The sequence below is a fragment of the Burkholderia sp. Ac-20345 genome (assembly GCF_017104825.1).
Lineage (GTDB): Bacteria > Pseudomonadota > Gammaproteobacteria > Burkholderiales > Burkholderiaceae > Burkholderia > Burkholderia lata_B.
In genome coordinates this window covers 1-15,542 of record NZ_JAAGPO010000224.1, presented here as the reverse complement: position 1 = coordinate 15,542, position 15,542 = coordinate 1, and the positions used below count along the sequence as shown (strand labels likewise).

Genomic DNA, 15,542 nt, shown 5'->3' with positions numbered 1-15,542 from the left:
GGCCGGCGCGTCGGGTCGGCCGGTGCGGCGCGCTCGCCCGATGGCGGATGCGGTGCGCCTCGTTCGCGCATCGGGCCGGCATCGTGAACCTGCGCGGCATCTCGATCCGGCAGCGGATGCGTGCCGGCTTCGTGCTCGTCGTGATGATGACGGCGGTCGCGTGCGGCACGAATCTATGGGAAAGCTATCAGCAGTACCGGCAGGGCATTCTCGATTTGCGCGATTTCGCGCTGGTCGAGTGCGTGATGATCGCGTCGAACCGGATTTCGGCCGAACGCTGGCCGGCCAACCGGTTGCTGGCACTGCGGCGCCGCGATTCGGCCGCGGAGGCGCAGGCGCTGCGCGACGCGCGGGCGCGTACCGATGGGGCGCTCGACGCGCTTCGAGCCGATCTTGCGCAGGCCGCTGCGCTCGATGCCCCCGAGCGGGAGACCGCGCTGCATGCGCTCGCATCGGTGCGCGCCGAACTCGCCGGCGCGCGCGACGAAGTCGATGCGCTGGCCGCGCGGCCGGCGGCATCGCGCGCGACGTGGCAAACGCAGTATGCGCAGGACCGGATGTTCGCGGCCGCCGACGACCTCGCGACGCTGACCAACGGCGTGATCGCGGGGACCGCGATGCGCCATCCGGACACGTTCGGCGCGCTGGTCCTCGCACGCCTGCTCGGTGACCTGCGCGAATACACCGGCCGGCTCGGCTCGCTGTTCGTCGCGTCGCTGATTCGGCGCGAACCGCTCGACGACGAGCGGCTGGCGCGCATCCTCCAGATGCGTGGGCGCATCGTGCAGCTGCGCACGCTGGTTGCCGGCGCGATCGCACCGCAACTCGGCGACGCGACGCTGTCGAACGACCTGGCGCGGTTGAACACCACGATGGACAGCAGCTTCCTGCCCCTCGTTGCCGCGACGCTCCGCGCGGGCCGCTCGGGCGCGTACGCGATGGATGCCGAGGATTTCACGCAGCGGGTGATGCGGGACCTGCATGCATCGGAGCGGCTGCGCGATCACGTGCTCGACCTCACGCGTGCGCGCGCGGTGGCGCTGCGCGATGCGGCGCGCGTCCGGATGGCGCTGTCCGCCGCCGAGGCGGCGTGCTGCATCGCGATCCTGTTCCTGCTCGTGCGCGGCACGCAGCGGACGCTGTCGAAGCCGCTCGACGCGCTGAGCCGGCGCATCGTCGCGTTGAGCGAGGGCGACGTATCGCCGATCGTCCGGATTCCGGGCACGAGCCCCGAGATCGTGCACGTGAACGATGCACTCGACGCGTTGCGCGGCGCCTACGTCCATCGCACGCTGCTCGAGCGGCAGCGCAACGACATGCTGACGCTGTTCTCGCACGACATGCGCGCGCCGCTCACCTCGGTCATCGTGCTCGTGAACGCGCCTGCCGCCTGCCCGCCCGACTGCACGCTGCGCGAGCGCCTTCACGAGATCGACGGGCTGGCGCGTCATACGCTGGCAATGGCGGACGGTTTCGCGCAGGTGTCGCGGGCGGAGACGAGCGAGTACGCGTCGGAACTCGTCAACGTTGCCGATCTGATGAATCAGGCACGCGACGAAATCTGGCTGCGCGCGCGGGAAAAGCACATCGCGGTCGAGGACGTACCGTCGTGCGACGACGCGCTCGTGCACGGCGATCCGGCGCTGCTGTCGCGTGCGCTGGTCAATCTGCTGGGAAACGCGGTCGAGTACAGCGCGGAACATACCCGTATCGAGTGCAGCGTCGCCCTGGCGGACGGCGGCGCGTCGGTGTGCTGCGTGATCCGAGATTACGGCTACGGGATCGCGGCCGAGGATCAGGCGCGCCTGTTCGAGCGTTACCGGCGCTTTCGCCTGCAAGGGCAACCCGACACGAAGGGTGTCGGGCTCGGCATGGCGTTCGCCAAGGCGGTCGTGGACCGGCACCGCGGCGAGATCAGCGTGCGCAGCGCCCCGTGGCAGGGCACGACCGTGACGCTCACGCTGCCCGTGGCCGGCGTATCCGGCAGCGCGTACGGCCGGGATCGGACGGCGTCGGCCGAACCCGTGCCGGGATGACGCGTGACGGCGGGAGGCCGCGCGCCGTGCAGCACGTGGTGTCTTCCCGCGATCGCGCGCGGCGATGTCCGCTGGCGCGTGAAGTTGGTACGATCGCCCGTATCGTCCACGCCGGCGCGTCAACCCGCCGGCCATCGGTCGCGCGGCCGCCGGGCAGCGCGGCCACGTTCGGGAGAAGCGGTTCATGCTGCAGGCGTTCGCGGTCTTGCTGACCTTCCAGTGTCTCGGGGAAGGCGTGTCCTACCTGTTCGGCCTGCCGGTGCCGGGCCCGGTGATCGGCATGCTGCTGCTGTTCGGCTTCGTGATGCTGCGCCCTCGGGTGGCCGACGCGATCGAGCCGACCGCGCTCGAGCTGCTGCGCCACCTGTCGCTGCTGTTCGTGCCGGCCGGCGTCGGCATCATGGTGTCGGCCGATCGCGTGCGCGGCGATGCGGTCGCGGTCGTCGTTGCGCTGGCCGTCAGCACCACGCTCGCGATCGCCGTGACCGCGCTCGTCACGCGCGCGCTGCTGCGCCGCCAGCGGCGCGCGGGCGGCGCGGCGGAGGGCACGCAATGACGGCCTTCCCGAAACTCGGCGCGATCTGGGTCTATCTCGCCGCGACCCCGTTGCTGGGCCTCACCATCACGCTGATCGCGTATCTGCTCGCGCAGGCCGTCTATGCGCGGGCGCGCTTCAACCCGCTCGCGAACCCGGTGCTGATCGCCGTCGCGCTGATCGTCGTGCTGCTGACGATCACGCATACGCCGTATCCGACGTATTTCGAAGGCGCGCAGTTCGTCCACTTCCTGCTCGGCCCCGCGACCGTCGCGCTCGCGCTGCCGCTGTACCGCCAGTGGTCGAAGCTGCGCCGCGCCGCGGTGCCGCTGCTGGTCGGCCTGCTCGCGGGTTCGTTGACCGCGATCGTGTCGGCGGTCGGCATCGCGGCGCTGTTCGGCGCGTCGCACCAGACGATCGCGTCGCTCGCGCCGAAATCGGCGACGACGCCGATCGCGATGGCCGTCGCCGCGGAAATCGGCGGGATTCCGTCGCTCACCGCCGTGCTCGTGATCTCGACCGGGATTTTCGGGGCGGTGTGCGCGCGCGGGATCCTCAACGCACTGCGCGTCGACGAACCGGCCGTGCGCGGGTTCGCGCTCGGCGTCGCGTCGCACGGAATCGGCACCGCGCGCGCGTTCCAGGTCAGCGAGGAGGCCGGCGCGTTCGCCGGGCTCGGGATGGGGCTGAACGGCGTGCTGACGGCCTTCGTCGTGCCGATCCTGCTGCCGGTGCTGTCCCGCTGGGTCTGAGCGCCGGCCGGGCCGGGTTATCGGTTTCCCTGATGGCGCAGGCGACGCGCCGGAACGACGGCGCATGCGGTACGCACGTATCGTGGCCGTTATCAGGAGAATTCAGGAACGCACACGGACAACTGAATACTGATCGGCTAACGTTGCATCGGCGCCGATGTCGCAAGCGGTCGCGTGCGCGCCGGTGTTCGACCCACAGCCAACAATCGACAAGGAGATCCGGCCATGAAGAAGTCTCGCGTGGTTTCAGTGGCAGTAGCAGTAACGGCGTCGTTCGGTCTGCTGTTGACCGCCGCGCCGGCGGCATATGCGCAGGATCCGGCGTCCGCGCCGACGCAGAAGCAGGTCGACAAGGCGCAGAAGAAGGCGGCCCGCAAGGCCGCCCGGGCGCGGCACGCGTCGGACCTGAAGGCGATCGGCACGGGCAGCGGCTACCGGCTGACCAACGACCAGAGCAACTATCCGCAGAACGCCGCACCGAAGGCGCCCGCGACGAAGGCGGCGCCGGCTGCCCCGGCCGCTCCGGCCGCTCCGGCATCGGGCCAGTAACGGCCGGACCTGTACACAGCACGAACGGCGCCGGGTCGACCGGCGCCGTTTGCGCGTGTGCGGGGCTGCCCGAACTGCCGGGCCGGCGCGTTACGACGCGAGCTTGCTCGCGAGTTCCGCGACGTGCTTGCCCTGGTAGCGCGCGATGTCGAGCTCGTTCGCGCTCGGCTGGCGGCTGCCGTCTGCACCTGCGAGCGTGGTGGCGCCGTACGGCGTGCCGCCGGTGATTTCGTTCATGTTGACGAGGCCGCTGCACGCATACGGCACGCCCACGATCACCATCCCGTGGTGCAGCAGCGTCGTGTGGAACGACGTGATCGTCGTTTCCTGGCCGCCGTGCTGCGTGCCGGTCGACGCGAACACGCTGCCGATCTTGCCGACGAGCGCGCCCTTCATCCACAGGCCGCCGGTCTGGTCGAGGAACGTGCGCATCTGGCCGGCCATGTTGCCGAAGCGGGTCGGCGTGCCGAAGATGATTGCATCGTAGTCGGCGAGTTCGTCCACCGTCGCGACCGGCGCAGCCTGGTCGACCTTCACGCCGATTGCGCGGGCCTGGTCGACGGGAATCGTTTCCGGCACGCGCTTGAGCGTGACCTCGACGCCCGCCACCGATTGCGCGCCTTCCGCGATGTGCTGCGCCATCGTTTCGACGTGCCCGTACGACGAGTAGTAAAGAACGAGTACCTTGGCCATGTTGCGAATCTCCGATTAAAAGGGCCCCGTGTTCAGCGGGGCCCGGTTTCCCGAACGGGCGTTATGCCCAGTCGGCCGTTACTTCGACCGGACGCAGGTCGAATACCAGCACTTCGGCATCCTTCCCGTCGGCGACCGTCAGCGCCTGTTCGTCGCGGATGCGCACGCCGTCGCCTTCGCCGAGCGTCACGCCGTTGACCGTCACGCTGCCGCGTGCCACGTGCACGTAAGCAAAGCGGTTCGGCGCCAGTTCCAGCGTCGCGCGCTCAGCGCCGTCGAACAGGCCCGCGTAGATCCGCGTGTCCTGCCGGATCTTCAGCGAACCGGCGTCGCCGTTCGGCGATACGACGAGCGCGAGCCTGCCGCGCTTGTCGTCGGCCGTGACGTTCGTCTGCTGATAGCGCGGCTCGGCACCCTTTTCGGACGGTCCGACCCAGATCTGCAGGAAGTGGACCGGCAGTTCCGGCGAGTGGTTGAACTCGCTGTGGCGCACGCCCGTGCCCGCGCTCATCAACTGCACGTCGCCCGGCACGATCACCGAACCGGTGCCCATCGAGTCCTTGTGTTCCAGCGCGCCGTCGAGCACGTACGACAGGATTTCCATGTCGCGGTGCGGGTGCGTGCCGAAGCCGCGGCCCGGGGCGACGCGGTCGTCGTTGATCACCAGCAGGTCGGAGAAGCCGACTTGCTTCGGATCGTAGTAATTCGCGAACGAAAACGTATGACGGGAGCTGAGCCAGCCATGCTCCGCACGGCCACGTTGGTTTGCTGCACGGATTTCGATCATGATTTTTGTTCCTCAAGACGCCGGACCTCGGAAGTGGGCCCGGCCGTTCGTTGAGATGAATCTTAGGTCAATCGATTTGACAAATAAATCGCTGTAGAGATAATGACTGTCGCTATGGAGTGGACAATATGGAACTCAACGATCTGAGGATCTTCGTCGCGACGGTCGATGCGGGCAGCTTCACGGCGGCGGCCGACCAGCTGATGCTGTCCAAGCAGTTCGTCAGCCGGCGCACGATGGCGCTGGAGGCGTCGCTCGGCGTGCGGCTGTTGCACCGGAACACGCGCAACCTCGCGGTGACCGAATCGGGGCAGGAGTTCTATGCGCGCGCGCAGCGGATCCTCGCGGAGATCGCCGACGCCGAGCAGGCGATGTCGGTGCGCAGCACCGAGCTGCACGGGTCGCTGAAAATCAGCGCGCCGCTGTCGTTCGGGATCACGCACGTGTCACCGCTGATCGCCGAATTCCTGTCCGCGCACCCGGCCGTGCGGCTGAACATCGACCTGACCGACCGGCGTGTCGACCTGATCGGCGAGGGTTTCGATCTCGTGCTGCGGATCGGCTCACTCGAGGATTCGACGCTGATCGCGCGCCCGCTCGGCGCGTGGCGGATGATCGCGTGCGCGAGCCCCGCCTACCTGAAGCGGCAGGGCACGCCGCAGACGCCGGCCGATCTCGCCGGCCATACGTGCGTGCTGTACGGGCGCGAGCGGCGCATCGGCTGGGAATTCCGGGTCGACGGCGCGGCGCGCACGTTCGACGTGCAGGGGCCGCTCGTCGCGAACAACGGCGAAGTGGTGCGCGACGCGGCGATCGCGGGGCTCGGCATCGCGCTGCTGCCGGATTTCATCGTCGGCGCGGCGCTCGACAGCGGCGCCCTCGTGCCGGTGCTCGACGCGTATGCGCCGTCGCCGATCACGCTCAATGCGGTGTTCCCGCAGCATCGGGAAGGGTTCGTCACGCTGCGCACGTTCATCGGGTTTCTCGCGGAACGGCTCGGCGAGGCTGCGCCGGCCGCGAAGGGCGGGGCGGGCCGGGCACGGTAGCGGGCCGGTTTGCGGTGAATGAGGGTGTCATTCTCCGCATGATTTGCGGAGAATATTGAGTCATGCGGTGAATCGATGCGATAATCTCCGCATCATGAGCGGAGATTACACCTACATCTGGGAGTCGGCCGACTGGCCTGCGTGGCGCTTCGACCTCCCGGCACTGGCGACGCCACTCGCCGACGTCAGCCGTGCGCAAGGCATGCTGGCCGGGCGGCTGGCGGATGTCGGCCTGGCGCTGCGCGACGAGGCCAGCCTGGCCGCGCTGACGGAGGACGTCGTCAAGACCAGTGCCATCGAGGGCGAAAGCCTGAACGTGGCATCGGTGCGGTCGTCGATCGCGCGCCGGCTCGGGGTCGATATCGGCGCGCTGGCGCCGGTCGATCGTCACGTCGAGGGTGTCGTCGACATGGTGCTGGACGCGACGACGCATGCGGTGGCGCCGGTCACGGACGCCCGTCTGTTCGGGTGGCATGCGGCGCTGTTCCCGACCGGCTATTCGGGGATGTCGCGGATCACGGTCGGTGGCTGGCGCACGGATGCGACCGGGCCGATGCAGGTCGTGTCCGGGCCGATCGGCCGGCAGCGCGTGCATTTCGAGGCGCCGCCCGCCGCCCGCGTCGCCAGCGAGATCGCGCGCTTTCTCGCCTGGCTCAATGCCGCGCCGGTTGAGCCCCTGCTGATCCGGGCCGGCCTGGCCCACCTGTGGTTCGTCACGCTCCATCCGTTCGACGACGGCAACGGCCGGATTGCGCGCGCGCTCGGGGATCTGGTCCTGGCACGTGCCGACGGGAGTCCGCAGCGCTTCTATAGCCTGTCGGCGCAAATCCAGCGCGAGCGCAACGCGTATTACGACGTGCTGGAGCGTACGCAACGCGGTTCGCTCGACGTCACGGAATGGCTCGTCTGGTTCCTGACCGCGCTCGGCAGGGCCGTCGATCACGCGCACACGACGCTCGACGCCGTTCTGGTCAAGGCCCGCTTCTGGCAACGCTGTGCCGGCTTCGCGATGAACGAACGCCAGGTCAAGGTCATGAATCGCCTGCTCGACGGCTTCGAGGGGAAGCTGACTTCCACCAAGTGGGCGGCGCTGGCGAAGTGCTCGCAAGACACGGCGCTGCGGGACATCACGGAGCTCGTCGAGCACGGCGTGCTGCGTCGCTCGTCGTCCGGCGGCCGGAGCACGAGTTACGAGCTGGTGCCGTTCGACGGCTGACGCCGGCTCGTGTCATGACCGGCAAGCGTCGACCGCGACGCAGCGGGGTCGGGTTGCCGCTTCGATCGTTTCCGCATTGATCGGGCGGCCGCGCCGGGCCGCTCGCCGCTGGCCCAAGCGATTGCCCGCGTCTGGCACTATCCCGCGCCTTTTTGTCTTCGAATACTGGATTCGACGCTGGATGTCGACCAGGCGACCTTCGCCGCCCCCGCGTACGACCATTCCGCACGAACCCGCTTTCGAGGAGACGCGCATGCTCAGGTATCTGATCGGCATCGGTATTCCGTATCTCGGCGTGATCGGCCTGCTGCCCTGGGTGGCCGCGCAGGACCGCTACGTGCTGGGCGTGCCGTTCATCTTCATGTGGATCTTCGCGTGGTTCGTGCTGACGTCCGGCTGCCTGTTCGCGTGCTGGATGCTGTTCGACCGCCGCGCGAGCGGCGCCGCCTAGCGCACGCATCCGCTTCTTGCGGACCGCCGGCCGCCCGCGCTTGCCGGCGAACCCTACGCATTCCGTCCTTTCGCAGAGGTGCGCATGTCCACGGTCGTCTTCGCCGCGCTGATCGCGCTGTCGCTCTATCTCGCCATCCGGTCCGGCCGCGGCCGGGGCAAGCAGAGCGTGCATGACTTCTTCGTCGCGTCACGCCAGTTCGGCACGGCGCTCGTGTTCTTCCTGACCGCCGGCGAGATCTACAGCATCGGCACGATGGTCGGCTTTCCCGGCGGCATCTACGCGAAAGGGCCGACCTACGGCGTGTGGTTCCTCGGCTACATCCTGCTCGCCTACCCGATCGGCTATTTCGTCGGCCCGAAGATCTGGGAGGTCGGCAAGCGCCACAACGCGATCACGCTGCCCGACCTGTTCAAGGGCCACTACCGCAGCCGCGGGCTCGAGCTCGTCGTTGCGTGCGCATCGATCCTGTTCCTGATCCCGTGGGGGCAGCTGCAGTTCACCGGGCTCGTCGCAGCGCTCAAGGGGCTCGGCTGGCACGTCGAGCCGCTGTACCTGATCCTTGTGTGCGCGGCGCTTGCGTTCACCTATATCGCGATCTCCGGCGTGCGTGCGTCGGCGTACATCGCGATCCTGAAGGACATCCTGATGCTGCTCGCGATCGTCGTGACGGGCGTGGCCGTCGCGTGGCAGGTGGGCGGCGTGCATCCGGTGTTCGACGCCGCGAGCCGGCAGGTCAGCAACACGATGAGCGGATCGCAGCTGCGCTTCTCGATGAGCACGATGCTGTTCCAGTCGCTCGGCTTCTACCTGATGCCGTTCGCCGCGCAGAATTTCTTCACCGCGCGCGGGCCGGACGCGATCCGGCGCACGCAGGTCGTGATGCCGCTGTACATGCTGATGTATCCGTTCCTCGTGATCGCGTCGTATTACGCGCTCACCGCGAACCTGACGCTCGCGTCGCCGAACGATGCGTTCTTCGCCGCCGTCACGCACCTGCTGCCCGGCTGGCTGATCGGCCTCGTCGCGGCCGGCGCCGCGCTGTCGGGGCTGCTCGTGCTGGCCGGCATCTGCCTCGCGATCGGGCCGATCGTCACGCGCAACCTGATGCCGAACCTGCCCGAGTCGCGCCAGAAGCGTGCGGCGAAATACGTGATCGTCGGCTACCTGCTGCTGTCGATCGCGACCACGATGCTCACGCCGAACCTGATGCTCACGCTGATCAACACCACGTACTACGGCGTCACGCAGTTCCTGCCGGGCGTGCTGATCCTGCTTGCGCGGCGCCAGGTGCGGCCCGTCGCGGTCGGGGCCGGGATGGTCTGCGGCCAGGTGCTCGCGATGATCTTCTACGTGTTCCATGTCGACTTCGGCGGCATCAACCTCGGCCTCGTGTGCCTCGTCGTCAACGTGCTCGTCGTCGCGGCCGTGCATGCGATGCTGCACGGCCGCCCCGTCAAGCAGTACGCCGTATCCTGAGCCATCGGCGTTCCGCCGCAAGGAGAACCGCATCCCATGCAAGCATCCGCAACCCCGGCCGCGCCCGTGACGGTGTTCACGGCGCGCCGCATCCTGACGATGAACCCGGCGCAGCCGTCGGCCACGCATGTCGCCGTGTGCGACGGCCGCATCCTCGCGGTCGGCGATGCCACCGACGCCGCCACTTGGCACGCACGGTTCGGTGCGTGTACGACCGACGACACGCTGCGTGACAAGGTGCTGATGCCGGGGCTTGTCGAAGGCCATTGCCACCTGATGGAAGGCGCGATGTGGGACGCCGTGTACGTTGGCTACTACGACCGGCGCGGCCCCGACGGCACGCTGTGGCCGGGGCTACGCTCGCTCGACGCGGTGCTCGAACGGCTCGCGGAAGCCGAGCGCGCGATGACCGACGACGGGCCGCTGCTCGCGTGGGGCTTCGATCCGATCTTCTTCGGCACGGCGCGGCTGACGACGCGCGAGCTCGATCGTGTGTCCGCGCGGCGGCCGATCGCGATCCTGCATGCGAGCGTGCACCTGATGAACGTGAACGGAGCAATGCTCGCGCGCGCGGGCATCGACGAGGACACCGACATCGACGGCGTGACGCGCGATGCCGACGGCCGCCCGACCGGCGAGTTGCAGGAGTTCGCGGCGATGCTGCCGGTGTATCAGACGATCGGCGGCAAGCTGGCGATTTCCGCGAGCGAGAAGCCGCACGCCGTCTGGAACTTCGGGCGCGTCGCGCAGCTCGCGGGCGTGACGACGGCCACCGATCTCGTCAACGACCTGTCGGCCGACGGCAACCGCACGCTGCACGACGTCACCGCCGATCCGGATTACCCGGTGCGGATCGTGCCGGCGTTCGCGCCGCAGCGCAATCCGGCGCGCTCGGCCGACAGCGTGCTCGCGGAGATCGAGCGCAATACCGACAAGCTGCATTTCGGGCCCGTGAAGTTCATCGTCGACGGCTCGATCCAGGGCTTCACCGCGCGCGTGCGCTGGCCTGGCTACGCAGGCGGGCAGCCGAACGGGCTGTGGCTGATTCCGCCTGCGCAGCTCGTCGACGTGTTCGAGCCGTTTCATCGCGCGGGGCTGCAACTGCACGTGCATACCAACGGCGACGAAGCGACCGACGTCGTGCTCGACGCGATGGCGACGCTGCTCGCGCGCCATCCTCGCCCCGATCATCGCCATACGCTGCAGCATTGCCAGATGGCGGACGCCGCGCAGTTGAAGCGCGTTCGCGCGCTCGGGATGTGCGTGAACTTCTTCGCGAATCATCTGTACTACTGGGGTGATGCGCATTACAGCCAGACTATCGGCCCCGATCGCGCGAACCGGATGGATGCGGCCGGCTCCGCGCGGCGGCTCGGGATTCCGTTCGCGCTGCATTCGGATGCGCCGATCACGCCGCTGAATCCGCTGTTTACCGCATGGTGCGCGGTGCAGCGCGAGACGGCGTCCGGGCGCGTGCTCGGCGAAGGCGAGCGGCTGGCGGTCGACGACGCGCTGCATGCGATCACGCTCGGCGCGGCCTATACGTTGCGGATGGATCATCTCGTCGGCAGCATCGAGATCGGCAAGTTCGCGGATTTCGCGGTGCTCGACGACGATCCGTCGGTATGCGCACCGGCGCGCCTGAAGGAACTCGCCGTGTGGGGCACCGTGCTCGGCGGGCGCGTGTTCCGGTCGCCGCGATGAGCACGCAGGTTACGCACGCTGCTCGCGCGCCCGCGCCGATCGACCTCGCGGTGATCGGCGGCTATCTCGGCGCGGGCAAGACGACGGTCGTCAATGCGATCCTGCAGGCGCCGCATGGCCGGCGCATCGCGGTGCTCGTCAACGATTTCGGCGCGGTGAACATCGATGCGCGGCTCGTGCGAGCGCGCGGCGACGACGTGATCGAACTCGACAACGGCTGCATCTGCTGCACGATCGGCGGCGCGCTCGTCGATGCGCTGACGCGCGTCGCGACGCGCGACGTGCGGCCCGAGCTGCTGCTCGTCGAAGCGAGCGGCGTGGCCGATCCCGCGAAGATCGCGCAGATCGGGCTGCTGAACGGTGCGTTCCGGCTGACGTCGGTGCTCGTCGTCGCCGATGCGCTCGCGTGGCGCGACACGCTCGCCGATCCGCTCGTCGGCGCGATGGCGCAGCGCCAGCTCGACGGCGCGGGCGCGATCGTCGTGACCAAGCTCGATCTCGTTGCACCGGCACAGCGCGACACGGTGCTCGACGATGTGCGCGCGTGTGCGCCGACCGATGTCGTCGTCGCCGCGCGGCATGGCGAGATTCCGCTCGCGCTGCTGTTCGATGCGGCCGTGCCCGATCGCCGCATCGTGCCGGATATCGTGCGTGTGCACCGGGCGATCGGACACGACGCGATGCCGGCGTTCGTGAGCGTCACCGTCGCCGCGCCGGACGTGCTCGACAAGGCGCGGCTGCGTGCATGGCTGAAGGCGTTGCCGCGCACGATCCTGCGCGCGAAGGGCGTCGTGCGCGTGGCCGATGCGCAGCGCACGGTCGCCACGCGCGTCTGCCAGGTCGCCGCGCGGCGCATCCGCTTCTCGTCGATGGAAGACGAAGGGCTGGCCGCGCACGAAGGAGACGGCGTCATGGTGTTCATCGGGTTCATCGATGCCGCCGTGGAAGCCGCATTGCGCGACGGCATCGTGCAATGCAGCGTGGCTGCGCCGACGGTTGCGCTGACATCGACCATCGATTGATCGGCGCCGCGCATTCGGGTTAGGCTTCGGCGAGCAACGGCATGCGCGACATGCCGGGCCGGGCGTTTTTACCTCGAATGCCGCGTGCAGGTAGCTTCTACAGGCGCGCGATCCTGCGACGGGCCAAGCCGATGACCATCCGGAACCGATCGAATGCGCGCGGGCAAACCGCGCTTCCCGCTAGCGATGCATCGCGCACGCACCTGCGATCCGTCGCGGCGGCCGCGCTGTTGACGCTGCTGCCGCTCGCCGCGCACGCGGCCGGCTTCGACTGCGCGAAAGCCGCTTCTCCAACCGAGAAGGCGATCTGCGCGGACGCCACGCTGTCGAAGCTCGACGGCGACCTCGCGGCGGCATGGAAGCAGGCACTCGCGAAAGGCGGCGATACAGCCGCGCTGAAGGCCGCACAGTTGAAATGGCTCAAGCAGCGCGACCAGTGCGGCGCCGACGCGCCGTGCCTGGGCGACCGCTACCGCGAACGGCTCGCGAGCCTGAACGGCAAGCCGCTGGCAGCCGATCGCTGGCAGCAGACGTGGTACATGACGAGCGACAACCCGTCGTTCGGCGGCGTGCTGACGTTCACCGGCACGGCGCCGCGCCTGCATTTCGAGTTGGGCGGCAACAACGGTGCGAATACGGGCGCGCTCGACGGCGATATCGTGCTGCACGGCGACAGCGGCACCTACCGCCAGGACAAATGCCGGATCGATTTCGAACGGAAGGGCGGACGCATCGGCGTCACGCAACACGGCGCGGATTTCGATTGCGGTGCCGGTGCGGGCGTCTCCTACGGCGGCGAGTATGTGACCGCGGCGCAGTTCCAGGCGAAGCCGGCGGCCGACTTGCTGAGCCTCAAGGTCGTCGCCGACGCGACGCAGAACGCGACCGCGCACAAGCTGCTCGGCGCCGATTACCAGACGCTCGTCGACAACGTCAATTACAGCGCCGACGAGAAGGATCTCGACGGGCTCAATGCGCACGTGAATTCGTACTGGGTGCGCGGCATCGCGACGACGAACGCGGCGATCGTGATGCGCCGCGGTAACGATCTGTGGATCGGGCTGCTCGTGTTCGATGCGAAGAACAACGTGCGGATGCGCTATTACACGAACGTGCCGGCGTGGAAGAAAAACGTGCCGAAGACCATCCTCGCGTGGCACGACACGCTCGACAAGACGCTGCCGGTCGACCTGATGCAGTGACGGGCGGGCCGGGCGGCCGAAGCCGCCCGGCGCATCGTCATTTCTGTCGCGCTGCGCGCACCTGCGCCGGCGGTGCGGCCGATTCCCGCGTGCGCAACTCCGGCAGCACCGCATGACCGGGCCCCGTTGCGCCGTTCTCGAGCGCGTCGAGCAAGGCCCGTGCGGCCTGGCGGCCGATCGCGTCGGTGTCGACCCACATCGTCGTCAGCGGCGGCTGGATCTCGCGCGCGAGCGCGATGTCGTCGAACCCGGTGATCGACAATTGCGCGGGCACGTCGATGCCGAGCGCCTGCGCCTCGAGCAACGCGCCCAGCGCGAGCGCGTCGTTGCCGCAGATCACGGCCGTCGGCCGCGTGGCCGCGTCGCTGCCGGCGATCGCCCGCAGGCTCGCCCGCCCGAAGGCAATCGTGGCCGCGCCTTCGTGCTGGTGGACGGGGCGCACCGCGAGCCCGCGCGCGGCCAGCGTGTCGTGAATGCCGCGCAGGCGGGCCTGCACGCGATCGTTGTCGGCGGACGGCTGCATGATGATCGCGAAATCGCGGTGGCCGAGGTCGAGCAGGTGGGTGGTGAGCCGCGCGAAGGCCGCGCGGTTGTCGAAGCCGATGCAGCAATGCGGGCTGTCGTCGCGATACGCATAGGTGACGACGTACGGCACGCGGTGCAGCGCAAGCAGTTCGAACAGTTCCGGCGGATACGCTTCGCCGACCAGCGACACGGCTTCCACGCCGCGCGACAGCATCGCGCGCACCTGGGCCAGCGCCTGCGCGGGATCGTAGTTCGAGCAGCCCAGGAACAGCGTGATGCCGTGCTCGGCCATGACCGTCTGCATGCCCGCGACCTGCGATGCGAACACCTGGTCGTCGAGCGTCGGAATGATCGCGCCGGTGATGTGGGTGCGCGTGGACGCAAGCGCGCGGCCCGCCGCGTTTGGAATCCAGTTCAGCGTGCGCGCCGCGTCGCGCACGCGCTGCTGTACGTCGGCCGACACCTTGCCGGGATCGTTGTACACGCGCGAGACGGTCGCGGTCGATACGCCGGCCAGCTTCGCGACATCGCCGAGCACCGAGCGGCCGCTGCCGCGGCGCGCGCGGGGGGCGCCGCTGCGGGAGGGAGGGGCGCTCATCGGCCGGCTCCCGGCGTGGCGACGGTGACGGCGCCGCGCGTTGTCAAATGCGTCATTGTTTACCCCTAATTCTTGGTGGCTTCGCTTGCATTCTCGCTCGACCTTGTGAGAATGTAAGCGCTATCTTGACGTGCTTCCGTATTGCGTCTGACCCATATTCTATCCATATCGTGAAATTTTCATCGACGACGGCCATTCCGGCCATTTTGTCCGTCGCAAATGTAAGCGGTTACATTAGGAAATGAGCTACACCTATCCACCGCGCATCGCCGTCGTCGGCAGCGTGAACATCGACCTCGTCACCCGTGCGCCGCGCCTGCCGGTGCCGGGCGAGACGCTGCTCGGCACGGATTTCCAGACCGTTCATGGCGGCAAGGGCGCGAACCAGGCGGTCGCGGCCGCGCGTCTGGGCGCGTCGGTCGCGATGATCGGCTGCGTCGGCGACGACGCGTTCGGTGCACGCTTGCACGACGCGCTGGCGGCCGAGGGCATCGACGTGGCGCATCTGGACCGGATCGGCGGCACGTCGACCGGGGTGGCCACGATTACGGTTGACGAGGGCGGCGCGAACAGCATCGTCGTCGTGCCCGGCGCGAATGCGCGCCTCGATGCCGACCGGATCGACGCGGCACGCGAAGCGATCGCGGAGGCCGCGATGCTCGTATGCCAGCTCGAAGTACCGGTGACGACCGTCGTGCGCGCCATTGCCTGTGCCTCCTCGCACCGCACGCCGGTGCTGCTCAATCCCGCGCCCGCGCAGCCGCTGTTCGACGCGTTGCTGGCACGGGTCGACTACCTCGTCGTCAACGAAACCGAAGCCGAGTCGCTGACCGGCATCGCCGTCGGCGACGATGCGTCCGCCGTGCGCGCCGCCGATGCGCTGCGCGCGAAGGGCGTCGGCAACGTGCTGGTCACGCTCGGCGCGCGCGGCGTCTGCTGGCGCGGCG

General features: G+C 68.7%; 15 protein-coding genes. 12 read left to right on the top strand and 3 right to left on the bottom strand.

The genetic code is table 11. From position 1 onward, the window contains the following. From G3O06_RS41100 to G3O06_RS41085, 4 genes are all read left to right on the top strand, one after another. Positions 1–2,036 (top strand): HAMP domain-containing sensor histidine kinase (locus G3O06_RS41100; protein ID WP_346779589.1); only part of this gene is annotated, 2,036 nt, incomplete at its 5' end. A gap of 184 nt (positions 2,037–2,220) precedes the next feature. Continuing rightward, the gene (locus G3O06_RS41095) at positions 2,221–2,592 is read left to right on the top strand and encodes a CidA/LrgA family protein (RefSeq protein ID WP_174972726.1); all 372 of its coding nucleotides are present in this window, start codon (positions 2,221–2,223) and stop codon (positions 2,590–2,592) included. Then, positions 2,589–3,323, top strand: coding sequence for an LrgB family protein (locus tag G3O06_RS41090; protein ID WP_174998548.1), 735 nt, complete (start codon positions 2,589–2,591; stop codon positions 3,321–3,323). The genes G3O06_RS41095 and G3O06_RS41090 overlap by 4 nt, the downstream gene beginning before the upstream one ends. A 225-nt stretch (positions 3,324–3,548) precedes the next feature. Beyond that, on the top strand, positions 3,549–3,872 hold the full coding sequence (locus G3O06_RS41085) for a hypothetical protein (protein ID WP_205819511.1): 324 nt from the start codon (positions 3,549–3,551) through the stop codon (positions 3,870–3,872). Between the two features lie 90 nt (positions 3,873–3,962). On the opposite strand, the gene wrbA is transcribed toward G3O06_RS41085, so the two are convergent. Both wrbA and G3O06_RS41075 read right to left on the bottom strand, forming a co-directional pair. Continuing rightward, entirely contained in the window at positions 3,963–4,565 is a 603-nt protein-coding gene (gene wrbA, locus G3O06_RS41080; protein ID WP_205784024.1) for an NAD(P)H:quinone oxidoreductase, read from the bottom strand. Positions 4,566–4,626: 61 nt separating this feature from the next. Beyond that, complete coding sequence (locus G3O06_RS41075; protein ID WP_205819510.1) at positions 4,627–5,352, bottom strand: pirin family protein; 726 nt, start codon at positions 5,350–5,352, stop codon at positions 4,627–4,629. 128 nt (positions 5,353–5,480) lie between these two features. Between G3O06_RS41075 and G3O06_RS41070 the strand changes: the two genes are divergently transcribed. The 7 genes from G3O06_RS41070 to G3O06_RS41040 all read left to right on the top strand — a co-directional run bounded on the left by G3O06_RS41070 (position 5,481) and on the right by G3O06_RS41040 (position 13,472). Further along, positions 5,481–6,398 carry a LysR family transcriptional regulator gene (locus G3O06_RS41070; RefSeq protein WP_174972734.1) on the top strand — a complete coding sequence of 306 codons (918 nt, stop codon included), beginning with the start codon at positions 5,481–5,483 and terminating at the stop codon, positions 6,396–6,398. A gap of 94 nt (positions 6,399–6,492) precedes the next feature. Then, complete coding sequence (locus G3O06_RS41065; protein ID WP_205819509.1) at positions 6,493–7,614, top strand: Fic family protein; 1,122 nt, start codon at positions 6,493–6,495, stop codon at positions 7,612–7,614. 253 nt (positions 7,615–7,867) lie between these two features. Next, positions 7,868–8,065: a DUF3311 domain-containing protein gene (locus G3O06_RS41060; protein WP_174972736.1), complete on the top strand. Its 198-nt coding sequence runs from the start codon at positions 7,868–7,870 to the stop codon at positions 8,063–8,065. 84 nt (positions 8,066–8,149) lie between these two features. Then, a complete protein-coding gene (locus G3O06_RS41055; protein ID WP_205819508.1) occupies positions 8,150–9,544 on the top strand; it encodes a sodium:solute symporter family protein in 1,395 nt (464 codons plus the stop codon). A 36-nt stretch (positions 9,545–9,580) separates the two neighbouring features. Further along, positions 9,581–11,248, top strand: coding sequence for an amidohydrolase (locus tag G3O06_RS41050; RefSeq protein ID WP_205819507.1), 1,668 nt, complete (start codon positions 9,581–9,583; stop codon positions 11,246–11,248). Next, positions 11,245–12,270, top strand: coding sequence for a GTP-binding protein (locus G3O06_RS41045; protein WP_205819506.1), 1,026 nt, complete (start codon positions 11,245–11,247; stop codon positions 12,268–12,270). Before G3O06_RS41050 ends, G3O06_RS41045 begins: the two co-directional genes overlap by 4 nt. A gap of 131 nt (positions 12,271–12,401) precedes the next feature. Continuing rightward, positions 12,402–13,472, top strand: a complete 1,071-nt coding sequence (locus G3O06_RS41040; RefSeq protein ID WP_205819505.1) for a lysozyme inhibitor LprI family protein — start codon at positions 12,402–12,404, stop codon at positions 13,470–13,472. Positions 13,473–13,509: 37 nt separating this feature from the next. Here G3O06_RS41040 and G3O06_RS41035 read toward each other — a convergent pair whose 3' ends face one another. Then, positions 13,510–14,595, bottom strand: a complete 1,086-nt coding sequence (locus tag G3O06_RS41035) for a LacI family DNA-binding transcriptional regulator (protein ID WP_205819504.1) — start codon at positions 14,593–14,595, stop codon at positions 13,510–13,512. Between the two features lie 241 nt (positions 14,596–14,836). Here G3O06_RS41035 and G3O06_RS41030 point away from each other — a divergent pair. After that, positions 14,837–15,542, top strand: a 706-nt coding sequence (locus G3O06_RS41030; protein ID WP_205819503.1) for a ribokinase, incomplete at its 3' end; no start/stop codon positions are given.